Raw genomic sequence first — 14566 nt, forward strand, 5'->3', positions numbered from 1 at the left:
TCGGGTGGGGTCAGTCGACCCGGTAGATGTGCATGTCCAGACCGCCCTGCCGCAGGTCCCGCACCTCACGCAGGCACGCCGACGACACCGGCACGTCCGACAACACGTACTGCACGTTCTTCTGCGCGAACGAACTACACGCATCGAACGTCACCAACACCTGGTCGCGCACCGGATTCGTCACCACCGGCTCCCCCGCACCCACCGTCCAGTTCACGTTCGCCAACCGGTTCCACGCGTTCTCGTACCTGCCCGACGGATCGATCTGGTGCCACATCTCACGCGGCGGGTACGTCTGCACGCCGTTGTACGCGGGCACCCCGGACTCCACCAGCATCGCCGTCTGCACCGTCGACCCGATCCCCACCCACCGAGCACCAGGTTCCTTCGCCTCGATCGCCTCGATCGCACGACCCGCCTTCGTGTCCACCGGCAACTCGAACACCCCTCGGTACAACGGGTTGACCCCCAACCCCACCAGCAACGTCGCCACCGTGAGCGCTGCGACGCCGGGCAGGACCAGACGGAAGCCGATCAGGACGACGGCGACGACGAGCAGCACCGCGACGACCTTCCAGTGCGCGGCGGCTGCGAGTGCGGGCTCCTGCCCGCGGCGGAGCTCGTACCAGACGCACGCGACCGACGCGGCCGCGACGACACCGCCGGACAGGGCGACCCACCACCGTGTGCGGACGTGGTCGCGGTCGAGCCGCGCGACCGCGAGCCCGATGCCGATGACGGCGAGCAGGTCGAACGCGAGCCGGAGTCGTCCGTCGGTCGAGCGTGTCAGACCGAGCAGGTTCGCGATCGGCGTCCACCCGGGGACCAGCAGGAACAGCCACAGGACGGTGAGCACGACCAGGACCGAGAGCACCGGCCAGTCGAGCCGACGGGTGGACCCGGCGGCACGCGCCGCCACGACGGAGCGGACGAGCAGCCAGACGAGCACCGGCACCAGGAAGACGATCGTCATGAGCGGCGCCGCGGCCTCGGACTGGTTCGGACCGAGCCCCTGCGCCACACCGTTCTGCAGCGCACCGCCGAAGGGCGCGCCGAAGACGGAGACGATCCCCTCCCGGTCGAGCGAGCCCGCGAACTCGGTGCGGTGCCCCGGGTAGACCGTGCCGAGGACCGCACGGACCGTGTCGAGCCGCGTCGCGACCCACACCACGAGGACCACGGCGGCGGCGACCACCGCACCGACGAGCGGGGCCAACCCGACGAAGATGCGTCGCCACGACACCGCGGGCTGCGCAGCGGACGCGAGGACACCGCCCGCTCCGACCGAACGGTCAGCACTGTCAGGGCTGCCCGTTGCGCCCGTCGCACGACGCACACGGAGCGCCGGCCATCGCATGCCGAGCACGAGTCCGATGGTGACGAACGCGACGACCACCACCGCGGGGACCGCGTACGGCACGTAGATCGACATCGCCAACGTCACCGTCAGGTAGCCCGCCACCCCAGCTGACACCCACCGAGCCCACCGCGACGACGACCGCACACCCCACAGCACCGCGACCAACACCGCGAACGCCCACGCGTACGGGAAGATCGTCGTCGGCAGGAACCACCACCCCACCAACGGGCTGAACCCCAACGCCACCGCCAACAACGCAGCCGTCACCGGCCGACGCGGCATCACCGTCACAAGGAACACGTACGCCCCGACCAGCAACCCAGCGAACGGCAACCACCACCGCACCGCCATCCCCTGCGCCAGCGGCATCACCAGGAAACCCCACACGTGCGGCCGGAACAACGTCGACCAGTCCCACGACGGCAGATCGTTCTGGATCGTCGCGTCCATCCCGCCCGGCAACGTCTGGTTCACCACCGGGAACCCCTGCTGCACCTGCGACACGATCCACGACGACTGCACCAACCACTCGTCCGTCCGGATCGGCCGCGGCTCACCCGCCATCAACCCCGGATCAGCACCCTGGCCGAAGAACCCCCAGTAGTTGCCCGTCGACGACCCCGAGATCCCCAACGCCGTCAGCACCCCCAACACCAGGACCACCAACACCGGGAACCACACCACGACCCACACCCGCGGCAACCCCGACACCCGCGGCTCCACCCACCGAGCCACCCAGGCGGCGAACGACGAGACGGCTGCCGGGACCGTCGCCCGGGCCCGGTCGGTCGTACTGGTGCTCATCGGGTCGTGATGCGGTGCTTGACCTTGGCCGCGACGCTGCGCGGCCCCTCCGTCCGGAGGTAGTGCACCGCACGACCCAGGTCGTAGCGGATCCCGTGCAGCTTCCGACGCTCCGGGACGCGCACGCGCATCTCGTGCGGCTCGGGCAGCCCGCTCGACGCGCGGACGGTCTTGTCCGCGGCCCGGATCGGGTTCCGGCAGAACTCGACGAGCGGCTCGAGGACGTTCTCCCACGTGAACTGCTCGCGCACGCGTGCGACGTTCTGCACGAACCGGCCACGCGCGGGAGCGTCGAACAGCACCGTCTCCAGCGCGTCGGCCAGAGCGGTGACGTCCTGCTCGGGGACGACCACGCCGAGCCCCTCGGCGTCGACGAGCTCCGCGAAGGAGTCACCGCCGGTCGTGACGATCGGCAGGGTCGCCCAGAGGTAGTCGAGGATGCGCGTCCGGAACGAGAACGTGGTCTCGAGGTGCTCGTAGTGCGTGGAGACCCCCGCGTCCGCCTCCGCGAGGTACGCGCCGCGCTCCTCGTAGGGGATCCAGGACTCGTTGAAGAACACGTTCTTCCCGGTCAGCCCGAGCGCGTCGGACTCCGCGCGGACCTTGGCCACGATGTCCATCTCGGGCACGTCGGGGTTCGGGTGCTGCACGCCCATGAAGAAGAGGCGGACCTCCGGGCGGCGCGCGGCGAGTTCACCCATCGAACGGACCAGCGTGATCGGGTCGAACCAGTCGTAGATCCCACCGCCCCAGACCACGAGCTTGTCGTCGGGTCCGATCCCGGGGACGACGCCCTTCACGACGTTGTCCGTGTGCACGGGCGGCGTCGAGGAGAGCCCGAACGGCACGACGCCGATCAGGCTCCGCAGCTCCGGGTCACGCGAGTAGGTGCGCGCGTTCACGCGGCCCGAACCGGCGAGCTGACCGAGCCAGAACAGGCGCTGCCGCTCGGAGGCGCAGATGAAGTAGTCCCCCAGCTCCAGCTGGTGGTTGAGCGTGTCGGAGGCGTCGAGGATCTGGCGGTCCCAGGCGTCGACGTCCTCGCTGCGACCCTGTTCGAGCTGCTCGAGGTGGAGCGGGTCGTAGACGTCGACCACGAGGATCTTCGCCGTCGACTCGAGCACGGGGAAGAGCCGGAGCGCGTGGCCCTGCACGATGATCACGTCCGCCCAGGCCTCGTGCTCGACCATCTGCCGCGGGTGGCGGTGCGGGACGGTGACGACCTCGTAGGCGGGGTCGATCTGCGACGATCGCGTCAGGCTGATCACGCGGACGTCGTGCTCCCCGGACAGCTGCTTCGCCATGTTCGTGGCCCGGATCGCCGGCCCGGCCATCTTCTCGCCGATGGCGTCACCGGTGACGATGAGCACGCGCCGGCGCTGCCCCACCTCGAGCACGCCGAGCGAGTGCACGATCTTGTCGTACCCGGCGAGGTAGGACTCGATCGGGTAGGCGGGCTCGTCGCGGTTGCCGAAGAGCCGGAGGAGCTCGCGGTCGCTCTTGACGCGCGTCGCCTGCACCTCGCGACGGGACTCCGTCATCGACGGCAGTTCCTCGACGAAGCGGTCGATGCCGAAGATCCCGGCCATCGTGGTCTTCGAGACCGGCAGGTCCGGCTCGGCGTCGTTGCCGGGGCGTCGGATGTCGAGCGAGGAGGAGTCGAGCTCGCCGCGTCCGATCGCTCGTCGGACGGCGAGCGCGAGGGCACCGGGCAGCGCGGCCCGGAGCTGCTCGTCGCCGAGGTTCTTGTAGAGGGTGAACAGGGCGTTCCGCTCGAGCAGGTAGGTCTCGCGGAACGACCCGAGCTTGTTCATGGACGCGTGGTGCTTGTGGTAGGCGACCGAGCGCGGCTGGTAGCGGAAGCGCCAGCCGAGCAGGTTGAGGCGCCACCCCAGGTCGACGTCCTCGTAGAACATGAAGTAGCGGTCGTCGAAGCCGCCGAGCTGCTCGAACAGGTCGGCACGGATGAACATCGCCGCGCCCGTGCCGAACAGCACGTCGGTCTCGTTCTCCCACCGGCCGGTGTCCGGGGACCCGGCGTGCGGCTTGTAGCCCATGCCGTACCAGGTCATCGCAGCCTCGGTGAAGTCGATGTCGACGCCCTCCCAGTCGAGCACCTTGCTCGCCACGGCGCCGATGTCACGACCGGAGGCGAAGGTCGCGACCGCCTCTCGGATCCAGCTGCGGTCCGGGCGCGCGTCGTTGTTGAGGAACGCGACGTACTCGCCCGAGGTGTGCGCGACGCCGAGGTTGCAGCCGCCGGTGAAGCCCAGGTTCCCACCGGCCTCCACGAGGGTGAACGGCAGGTCAGACGCCTTGAGTCGGCCGACGTGCTCCGGCCCGGACTCGTTGTCGACGACGACGATCTCGAGCTTGTCCGCCGGCCAGTCCTGGTCCACCAGTCCGGCGATGCTCGTGAGGGTGTCGTCCGTGCCCTTGTAGTTCACCAGGACGACGGAGACGACCCCCGCCTTGCGCTCGCTCACTCGAACCCTTTCGTCAGGCTGTCCGGCCCGTGCAGGACCGCCACGACGGTCTGTCGTGCGGGGAACACCCTACAAGGCGTGCCGGAGCACGGCCCGCCACCCGCCGTGCGATCGTCTCTGCGGCATGATGGAGCGATGCCCGAACAGCACACGACGGCCGACGATCAGGCAGCGCTCTACCGTGCGCTCGCGAACGGGGAACACCGTTCCGGACCACGTGGCACGATCGCCTTCGCCGTCTCCACCGACGACGTCGACGCCGGCGCCGGTGACCTCTACGTCGCCCTCGGCCTCGCCAAGTACCTGCAACGGCTCGGGTGGGGTGTCTGCACATGGCCGACGAGCCGGTGGGACACCGCCGTGCCCGAGGACGTCACCGTCGTGGTGTCGATGATCGAGTCGTTCGTGCCCGGCCTCGTGCCCGCGCAGACCCCCGTCGTGGCGTGGGTGCGCAACTGGACCGAGGTCTGGGCGGCGCTGCCGTACCTGGACCAGTTCGACGCGGTCTGGGCGTCCTCGTCCGCTGCTCGGGACCGCGTCGCCGAGTCCTACACGGGACCGACCCGGGTCCTCCCCATCGGCGTCGACCTGGAGCTCTTCTCCGGTCCGCGCCCCGACGCGGACGTCGGACCGATCGACGTGTTGACCACGGTGAACTTCTGGGGCGCCGAGCGCGCCGGGACCGCGGCCATCGACGTCCTCGCGGAGTCCCGCGCGGTCGTCTGGTACGGCGCGAACCGGGAGCACCTCCCCCGGTCGGCTCGGATCGACCACCGCGGACGCGCGTCGTTCTTCGACCTCCCCGCCGTGTACGGGGCGGCCTCCGTGGTCGTCGACGACGTCATCCCTCCGGCCCGTGCCTACGCCACGCACAACTCGCGACTCTACGAAGGACTGGCCTCCGGGGCGCTCGTCGTCACGAACTGCGCCGAGGGACTCGAGGAACTCGGTCTGCGCGACGTCCCGACCTACACCGACGGTCCGTCGCTGGTCGCAGCGGTCACGGACGTCGACCGCGCGCTCGCCGACCGGCTGCGGACCGTCGTGGTCGAGCGGCACTCGTACGCGAGCCGCGCGGCCACGGTGGACGCCGACCTGCAGGTGGTCCTCGACGAGCACCGCGCCCAGCCGCGACCCGACCGCGGCCCGCTGCTCGTCTGGGCGACCCACCTGCAGGAGCGGCTCCGGAACGCGGAGCGCGACCGTGACGTGCACATGGCCGGGGTCCACGACATCAACGAACGGCTCCTCTCCGCCCTCGCCGCCGTCGAGGACGGCGGTCGGACGATCGCCGCACGGACCGCCGAACGTGACGCCGCGATCGCGGAACGGGACCTGCTCGCGACGCGGCTCGACGAGGTCACCCGGAGCCGCGCCTACCGGCTCGCCCACCGTGTCGGGGAGCTCCGCAGGCACGTCTGACCGCGACGGCTCGGCGCGCTCCGCGCCGGACGCACGAGAGCGGGCCCGACGCCGTGGCGTCGGGCCCGCTCTCGTCTGCGGTCTCGCTACCGCACCGTGACCGTGCGGCAGTCCGCGACGTTCGACCCGGCACCGGTGTTGATCGCGAAGGTGCAGACCTGGTGCTGCCCCGCCGTGAAGCCCGTCAGCGTCTGGCCGAACTGGTGGTTCGCGCCGTACGCCTTCCCGAACGCGTCCGCGAGACTCGGCTTCGCGGCATCCGCCTGGATGCTCGAGGCGCCGACCCCGTCGACGTAGGTGTCGATCCGGACCGGACCGGCGGTGTCCGGGTCGACGGCCCATCCGCGGGTCGTGATCGAGCCGGCCGCGCGAGACGCCACCTCGTCGATGTACAGCGACGGCGACCCGGTCAGCATCGGGACCGTGGCGCACTGCGTGGTGTCCGCGCCGCCGCCGACGTTCCTCGCGGTCGTGCAGACCTGGTGGCTGCCGGGCCCGACGTCGGTGAGCGTCGCGGCGAACTGGTGCTTCGAGCCGTACCCGGGGAACGCGCCGGCGAGCGAGGGCTTGTCGATGTTCGCGGTCGTGGTGCCGGCGGGCTGCCCGTCGAGCGTGAACGACACGGCGAGGGGCGACACGACGTCGGGGTCGATCGCCCAACCCCGCACGGTCACGGTCCCGATCGCGGTCGCGCTCCTCTGGTCCAGGTTGAGCATCGGCGACCCGGTGGGCTGCTGCACGGTGCGGCAGACCCAGGTCGCCCCGTTCCCTCCGGCCGCGTCGATCGCGGCCAGGCACATCTCGTGCGGCACCGACGGCGTGAGTCCGGTCAGGTTCACGGTGAACTGGTGGTTCGCGCCGTACCCGGGGAAGGCAGTCGCGATTCCGGGCTTCGACAGGTTCGCGGTGGTGCTCGCCCGACCCGCACCGTCGATGTACACGTCCACACGAACCGGACCGGTGGTGTCGGGGTCGATCGCCCACCCACGGACCGTCATGGCCCCGGGTGCCCTCGAGTCCGCCTGGTCGATGTTCACCTGCGGCGACCCGCTCGGCCGGGTGACGGATGCGCAGCCGATCGAACGGTCCGATCCGGACCCGGCGCGCTCGACCCCGATCACGCAGACCGAGTGCGTACCGGGCGAGACTCCCGAGATGGTCCCGGAGAACATGTGTGCGTCCCCGAACCCGGGCTTCGCGGTACCGAGTCCGGGCTTCGCCTGGTTCGCGGTCCAGGTGGCCCTGGTGGTCCCGTCCACCGTCACGCGCACCGCGATCGAGTCGGCGGTGTCGGGGTCGACCGCCCACCCACGGATGCTGATCGTGTCGGCTGCGGCGCTCGTCGCGTCGATGACCCCGGTCGGCGACCCGCCCTCGATCGAGAAGGTGGCGCACTGGAACTGGGCGTTGGACCCGGCTCCGGCGTTGATGCCCCACGCACAGACCTCGTGGCTGCCCGGTTGCAACCCGGCGAGCGTCACCTTGAAGCCGTGCCGCGTGTTCGTCGCGCCCAGCTGCCCGGCGAGCGACGGGGTGTCCACGTCGGCCTGGACGCTCGCCGCGCCCTTGCCGTCGACGTAGAAGTCGGTCCGGATCGGGCCGGTCGTGTCCGGGTCGACCGCCCAGCCGGTGACGACGGCCTGTCGCAGACCGGTCGCGATGCCGGTGATCGCCCCGGTCGGCGCGTTGCCACCGGTCGTCGAGCCGAACCAGTCGGTGTACATGCGCCAGAAGTTGCGGTTGCCGTACGCAGAGCAGGAGTCGCCCGTCCCGTACAGGTTGTTCATCGCCGCCTGGTTCGGCGTGTACGGCGTGTAGATGTACAGCGCCGCCGTCGCCTGGTTCTGGATGTACACCTGCTTCGTGCCGCAGGACGCGTTCGGGTTGTACAGGATCGTGTTCGTCCGGCCCGCCTGGTAGGCCCACGAGGTCTGGCTCGCCTTGTACCGCTGGAACTGCAGACCCGCCGCGTACACCTGGGCGAAGAACCCGTTGTAGGCCGGGTCGCAGGGAGCGGTGTCCGGGCACGCGAACCCGGTCGCGTGCGCGTACATGTAGTTCGTCGGTGCCGACGACGTGACGATCGCCTGCTCCTTCTGCAGGAGCACGAGCAGCACCTTCTGGCTGATGCCGCAGGCACGCGCCACGCCGTCGATGATCTGTGCGGCCGTCATGCGCCCGCCACCGACCTGGGCGCACCGCCCGGCCACCGCGGCGACCGTGCGGGTGTCCTGCTGGTAGTTGCGGAGGCACGCCGGACCGGAGCTCGCTCGGCACGTCGGGACCTGCTGGTCCAGGAAGTACTGCACCTGCGCGCCGTTGAGGGCGTTCGCGTTGTAGAAGTTCGCGTCGCTGATGATGTAGCCGGGATCGAAGGCGCTCGCGGTCGCCGCGTCGGCGGCTTCGGGACCCGCGGTCGTGGCGATCCCGCTCAGCCCGGCGGCGAGGACGACGACGGCCGTGAGTCGTGCGACCCAGGACCGGAGTCGACCGGACGGTCGACTGGTGGGAACGGTGACGGGGTTCACGGGACCTCCACGGTCGTGGCTTCCGAAGCGACGGTCTTGCCGTCGAGCGTGTAGGAGAGGGTCACCGTCCAGCTCCCGGACGCGACCTGCGAACGGGGGAAGGAGACCTGTGCGCAGTTGACGCTCGAGGCGGCGTCGACGGCCTCGCTGGTCACCGAACGCTCGGTGCCGCCGGACCGCACCGTGAAGCGGCACGTGCCGGACGCGTCCGTGGTGCCGCTGACGATGCCGACCGCCTGCAGCGAGGAGGACGAGGCGTCCCACCCTGCGTAGGTGACCAGTGCCGTCGCCGGGAAGTCCGACGGGGGCGCGTCGGTCGTCCGTGTCGCAGGTGTCTGGCTCGGGATGGGGATCGTCGACGACTCGTCCGTCGGCGAGGGCGACGACGACGTGGGTGGCGTCGTGGTCGGCCCCGCGGAGGCGGACGCAGATGCGGATGCGGACTTCGTGGGTCGTCCGCCGTCGTCGTCACCGGACGAGCACGCGGTGAGCGTGATCGCCGCGAGTGCCGCGAGGGCGAGCGCAGGGATGAGGGGGTGAGCGCGGTGCACGGGACCGTCCGTTGTGCTGGGGGCGGACAAGAGGGTGAAGGGCTCGGGTTGGGACAACTGTAAACCAGGGGTTGAAGTTCTGGGCGGGCCCGCCGCGCATCACCCCCGGACCGGGGTCACCGCGACGGTACGGCGGCCCGTCCGACGGGCACGGCTACACTGTCGAGGTTCCCCCGGTCCCCGAACGAAGAGTGTGATGGTCGACTACAACCGCATGGACGCCCTCGCGCAGGAGCCCCTCGTCGTGGTGGGCGCGCCGACGAGCGCGGTCCGCGGCACGTGGCGCGAACTCCGCGACGTGTTCCGCCAGCGCGAGATGCTCGGGATGCTCATCCGCCGTGACCTCAAGGCGCGGTACAAGGACTCGGCGCTCGGGTTCGTCTGGACGCTCGTCCGACCCCTGACCCAGCTCCTCATCTACTTCTTCGTGATGGGTCAGATCCTCGGCGCCGCGAAGGGCATCGACAACTTCGCGATCTACGTCTTCACCGGCCTGAGCGCCTACACGCTCTTCAGTGAGATCGTCGCCGGCTCCACCGGGTCGATCGTGGGCAACTCGGGCCTGATCAAGAAGGTCTACGTCCCACGAGAGGTCTTCCCCCTCGCGAGCGTCGGGGCGGCCCTCGTCAACTACGCGATCCAGTTCGGGATCCTGCTGGCGGCCACGATCGCCCTCGGGGTGTTCCCGCTGCACGCGGGCATCGTCTACCTGATCCCGTCGGTGCTCGTCATCCTCGTCTACGGTGCCGCGATCGGCCTCGTGCTCGCGGCCCTGAACGTGTACCTCCGCGACGTCCAGTTCGTCATCGACGTCGGCTTGATGGTGCTCCTCTGGGGATCGCCGATCGTGTACTCGTACTCGATGGTCCTCGACCGGCTCAAGGTCGACTGGCTCCTCGCGGTCTACACGAACAACCCCCTGACCCTGTCGGTGCTCGGCATGCAGAACGCCATCTGGCTGCACGACCCGACGACGGTCGTCTACCCGGACCACCTGATGCTCCGCCTGGTCATCGCGTTCGTCATCGGACTCGTGCTGCTGCTCGGCGCACAGCGCATCTTCTCCCGCCTGCAGGGCAACTTCGCGCAGGAGCTCTAGGAACCATGGCCATCAGCACCCCCATCGCCCCCACGACGACCTCCGACGAGGCGTTCCCCGAGGTCATCGTCGTCGACCACGTCCGCAAGCGGTTCACGGTCCGCAAGGACAACACGATCCGGGAGCGCATCGTGACGCTCGGTCGTGCCGGTCGCGCACACCGCCAGGACTTCTGGGCGCTCGACGACGTGACGGTGTCCATCAAGGCCGGGTCCACCGTCGGCCTGATCGGCCAGAACGGCTCTGGCAAGTCGACCCTGCTCAAGGCGATCGGCGGCATCATCCAACCGACGTCCGGCACCGTGTCGCGCCGCGGTCGCCTCGCCGCGCTCCTCGAGCTCGGCGCGGGCTTCCACCCGGACCTGTCCGGCCGTGAGAACGTCTACCTCAACGCTGCACTGCTCGGGCTGAGCCGCAAGGAGACCGAGGAGCGATTCGAGGACATCCACGCGTTCTCGGGCATCGGCGACTTCATCGACACGCAGGTGAAGTTCTACTCGTCCGGCATGTACGTGCGCCTCGCCTTCGCCGTGGCCGTGCACACCGACCCGGACGTCCTGCTCGTCGACGAGGTGCTCGCCGTCGGCGACGAGGCGTTCCAACGCAAGTGCCTCGACCGCATCCGCACGTTCCAGGAACAAGGCAAGACGATCATCATCGTCACGCACTCGCTGAGCCAGGTGCAGGAGATGTGCGACCGCGTCGTGCTGCTCAACAAGGGCAAGGTCCTGCACGACGGCGACCCGATCGCCGCGGTGAGCATGTTCCGCGACGTGCTCGAGGAGCGCCGACAGGGCGAGCTGAGCCAGGACGTCGCCGTCGGGCGCGGGACCGTGCTCGGCGCCTCCGTCCACGCCGACGGCCGCGGTCCCCGCGACGGCGTCCGTCCCGGCGACGACCTGATCGTCGACATGGAGTTCGAGCACCTGGACGGCGTCTCCGACTGGGAGGCCGCGGTCCAGATCAACAACACCGCCGGTCAGGTCGTCTACGGCACCACGACGGGGATCATGGGCGTCTCGCTCGAGCCGTTGCACGGTCGACGGAAGCTCCGGCTGCGGATCGCCGACACCGCGTTCGGCACCGGGAAGTACTTCATCAACGTCTCGATGATGGACTCCGCCGGACGGCACCTGCACGACCTGCCCGAGTGCGACTCCTTCGAGGTCCCGTCCTTCGGCAACGCCGTCGGCACGGTGTACGCCGCTCCCTCGATCGAGGACGCCGACTGACCCGGACGGCGGTCGTCGTCGTCAACTGGAACCGCGCCGACCTGACCACCCGTGCTGCGCGTGCCGTGCTCGAGGACGGCGCCGCAGACGAGGTCGTGGTCGTCGACAACGGCTCCTCCGACGACTCCGTGGCCGTGCTCCGCGACGCCCTGCCCGAGGCGACCGTGGTCGCCCGCGCGACGAACGGCGGCTTCGCGGCCGGTGCGAACGCGGGCATCGCCGCGGCCGACGCCGACGTCGTCGTGCTCCTCAACAACGACGCGGTACCCGCCCCCGGCTTCGTCGCGGCACTGCGCGACCACCTGCTCGCCGCTGCACCGGAGGTCGCCGCGGTGACGGCACGCATCGTGCTCGCCGGGCGCTGGTCACGCCTCCCGTCCGACCGGTCTCGTCCGGACGCCGCAGCCGGGGACCGGATGCTGCGCGACCACGACGGGACGGCCTGGGCCCCGTCCGACGACGGCGAGGTCCGACTCAACTCGACCGGCGTGCAGGTCGACCGGGACGGGAACGGCGCCGACCGCGACTGGTTCGCCCCGGACGACCGCGCCGCGCCGACCGCGGTGTTCGGCTTCTCCGGTGGCGCCGCCGCCCTGCGACGCGCCGCACTCGACGACGTGGGGCTCTTCGACGAGTCGCTCTTCATGTACTACGAGGACACCGAGCTCGCCTGGCGCCTCGCGCGGCGCGCGTGGCGGGTCGAGTACGAGCCGCGGGCCGTCGTGGAGCACGAGCACTCGGCCTCCTCGGGGGTGCGGAGCGACCTCTTCGTCTACCGCAACGCCCGCAACCGGCTGGTCGTCGCCTTCTGGCACGCGCCGTGGACGACCGTGCTGCGGGCGCTCGTGCGGACGACCGTCCGAGGGGTGCGCGGTGGTGTCGGCAACCGGGAGGCACGGCTGGTCCTGGCAGCGCTGGCCGACGTCCTGCGGCACCTCCCCGGCCACCTCGCACGCCGGACCCGTGAGTCGCGACGGGCGTCCGTTCCGCGGCGGCGCGTGCGGACGTCGGCATGAGGGCGGCGGGCTATCCTGGTCGCTCCCCCATCGTCGGCCCCGGTCGGAAGGAACCTCGCGTGCCGCAGACCACCGTCCTGATCGACGGAACCGCGGTACCGACGGCCCTCGGCGGCGTGGGCCGGTACCTCGAGGGGATCGCGTCGCACCTGGCAGCCGCCGCTGGTCCGGAGCTCGACGTCCACCTGGTCGTGCGACCGGAGCACGCCGACCACTTCCGCGCGGTCGCCTCCGGTGTCCATGTGCACCGTGCCCCGGGGTGGACGTCGTCCGTCCCGCTCCGGCTCCTCTGGGAGCAGGTCGGGCTCGTGCGACTCGCCCGTCGCCTCCGCGCCGGCGTCCTGCACTCCCCGCACTACACCTTCCCGCTCGTCTGGCGCGGCGGATCGGTCGTCACGCTGCACGACGCGACGTTCTTCTCCCACCCGCAGTGGCACTCGCGCCTGAAGCGCACGTTCTTCACCTGGTGGAGCCGGCGCTCGCTCCGGACCCGTCCGGCGGTCCTCGTGCCGAGCGCCGCGACCGGAACAGAGGCGGCGCGGGTGGTCTCCGGCATCCGCGCCCGCGTGCTGGTGGCCCCCCTCGGGGTCGACCACGCCGTCTTCCACGAGCCGGACGGCGACGCGATCGCCGACGCCCGCATCGCTGCCGGGATCCCCGAGGGCGCGGACTGGATCGCCTTCCTCGGCACGATCGAGCCGCGCAAGAACGTCGGTGCGCTCCTGTCGGCCTACCGAACCGTCCGCCGTACCCGTGCTGCCGAGGGCAGTGAGACGCCGTGGCTCGTGCTGTCCGGCGCCCGGGGCTGGGACACCGAGGCGCTCGCCGCGCTCGACGCGCTGCAGCCGGAGGACCACGTCGTCGAAGCCGGGTACCTGCCGCTCGAGGACCTCTCGGGCTTCCTCGGCGGCGCCGAACTCGTCGTCTACCCGAGTCTCGGCGAGGGCTTCGGCCTCCCGGTGGTCGAAGCCATGGCGACCGGTGCGTGCGTCGTGACGACCCGACGGTTGTCCCTGCCGGAGGTCGGCGGCGACGCCGCGGTGTACACCGAACCGGACGCCGCGTCGATCGCCGACGCGATCGGTGCGTTGCTGGCGGACGAGGCGACCCGGACCGCCCACCGACGTGCCGCCCGCGACCGCGCCGCCCGGTTCACGTGGGATGCCACCGCCCGCGTGCACGTCGAGGCGTACCGCGAGGTCGCCCGGTGAGCCGCGCGCGGGTCGCGGTCCTCACCGTGACGTACAACACGGGCGAGACCATCCGGCCGTTCCTCGAGAGCGTTCGGCGTGCATCGTCCACCGAGCTGCCGGTGGTCATCGCGGACAACGGCTCGGCCGACCTGCAGGGCCTCCGGGCGATCGCCGAGGGGTACGGCGCCACCGTGGTCTCCTCCGGGGGCAACCGCGGCTACGGCGGCGGCATCGACGCGGCGCTCGACGCCCTCGACGACGAGCTCCCGGACGAGGACCCGGAGTTCCTCCTCGTCACGAACCCCGACGTGGTCCTCGGCGACGGCGCGGTCGACGAACTGGTCGCAGCGGCTGACCGGCTGCCGACCGGCGGCGCGTTCGGCCCGCAGGTGCTCGACGAACACGGCGAGACGTACCCGTCGGCCCGACAGCTGCCGTCCCTGCGCACGGGGCTCGGGCACGCGGCCTTCTCGCGGCTCTGGCCGGGCAATCCGTGGAGCCAGCGCTACTGGTCGACCACCCGCGTCGAGGAGCGGTCTGCGGGGTGGCTCTCGGGCGCCTGCTTCCTGATCCGGACGTCGCTGTTCCGGCAGCTCGGCGGGTTCGACGAGACGTACTTCATGTACTTCGAGGACGTGGACCTCGGGCAGCGCGTCGGCGAGGCGGGCGCGGAGAACGTGTACGTGCCGAGCGCCCGCGTCGTCCACACGGGCGCGCACTCGACCTCGTCGAACCGGAAGCGCATGGAGATCGAGCACCACCGGAGCGCGTACCGCTTCCTGTCCCGGAAGTACCGCGCGTGGTGGCTGTGGCCGCTCCGGCTCGTGCTCCGGGTGGGGCTGGCGACCCGCGCGCGCTGGGTCACCCGCAAGTAG

10 protein-coding genes are annotated in these 14566 nt (G+C 70.8%); 6 read left to right on the top strand and 4 right to left on the bottom strand.

What is annotated here, in order from left to right; translation table 11 throughout:
• Window positions 1-10: 10 nt before the first annotated feature.
• Together DEJ22_RS10090 and DEJ22_RS10095 are read right to left on the bottom strand one after the other, a co-directional pair.
• A complete protein-coding gene (locus DEJ22_RS10090) occupies window positions 11-2164 on the bottom strand; it encodes a DUF7657 domain-containing protein (RefSeq protein WP_146241744.1) in 2154 nt (717 codons plus the stop codon).
• On the bottom strand, window positions 2161-4650 hold the full coding sequence (locus tag DEJ22_RS10095) for a glycosyltransferase (protein WP_111227025.1): 2490 nt from the start codon (window positions 4648-4650) through the stop codon (window positions 2161-2163). Before DEJ22_RS10095 ends, DEJ22_RS10090 begins: the two co-directional genes overlap by 4 nt.
• 135 nt (window positions 4651-4785) lie before the next feature.
• Here DEJ22_RS10095 and DEJ22_RS10100 point away from each other — a divergent pair, with 135 nt between their 5' ends.
• On the top strand, window positions 4786-6072 hold the full coding sequence (locus tag DEJ22_RS10100; protein ID WP_111227026.1) for a glycosyltransferase family protein: 1287 nt from the start codon (window positions 4786-4788) through the stop codon (window positions 6070-6072).
• 86 nt (window positions 6073-6158) lie between these two features.
• Here the strand turns inward: DEJ22_RS10100 and DEJ22_RS10105 are convergent, their stop codons facing one another.
• Window positions 6159-8600 (bottom strand): hypothetical protein, encoded by a 2442-nt coding sequence (locus tag DEJ22_RS10105; protein ID WP_111227027.1) that lies wholly within the window; start codon window positions 8598-8600, stop codon window positions 6159-6161.
• A complete protein-coding gene (locus tag DEJ22_RS10110; RefSeq protein ID WP_111227028.1) occupies window positions 8597-9151 on the bottom strand; it encodes a hypothetical protein in 555 nt (184 codons plus the stop codon). Before DEJ22_RS10110 ends, DEJ22_RS10105 begins: the two co-directional genes overlap by 4 nt.
• Window positions 9152-9347: 196 nt before the next feature.
• Between DEJ22_RS10110 and DEJ22_RS10115 the strand changes: the two genes are divergently transcribed.
• The 5 genes from DEJ22_RS10115 to DEJ22_RS10135 are packed head-to-tail and all read left to right on the top strand — an operon-like array spanning window position 9348 to window position 14566.
• The gene (locus DEJ22_RS10115; RefSeq protein WP_111227029.1) at window positions 9348-10250 is read left to right on the top strand and encodes an ABC transporter permease; all 903 of its coding nucleotides are present in this window, start codon (window positions 9348-9350) and stop codon (window positions 10248-10250) included.
• Between the two features lie 5 nt (window positions 10251-10255).
• Window positions 10256-11482, top strand: coding sequence for an ABC transporter ATP-binding protein (locus DEJ22_RS10120; RefSeq protein ID WP_111227030.1), 1227 nt, complete (start codon window positions 10256-10258; stop codon window positions 11480-11482).
• Entirely contained in the window at window positions 11401-12498 is a 1098-nt protein-coding gene (locus tag DEJ22_RS10125; RefSeq protein ID WP_220033767.1) for a glycosyltransferase family 2 protein, read from the top strand. The genes DEJ22_RS10120 and DEJ22_RS10125 overlap by 82 nt, the downstream gene beginning before the upstream one ends.
• Window positions 12499-12557: 59 nt before the next feature.
• Window positions 12558-13709 carry a glycosyltransferase family 4 protein gene (locus DEJ22_RS10130; protein WP_258379609.1) on the top strand — a complete coding sequence of 384 codons (1152 nt, stop codon included), beginning with the start codon at window positions 12558-12560 and terminating at the stop codon, window positions 13707-13709.
• A complete protein-coding gene (locus DEJ22_RS10135; protein ID WP_111227032.1) occupies window positions 13706-14566 on the top strand; it encodes a glycosyltransferase family 2 protein in 861 nt (286 codons plus the stop codon). Before DEJ22_RS10130 ends, DEJ22_RS10135 begins: the two co-directional genes overlap by 4 nt.

Origin of the sequence: Curtobacterium sp. MCSS17_007 (genome assembly GCF_003234175.2) — a bacterium.
GTDB lineage: Bacteria > Actinomycetota > Actinomycetes > Actinomycetales > Microbacteriaceae > Curtobacterium.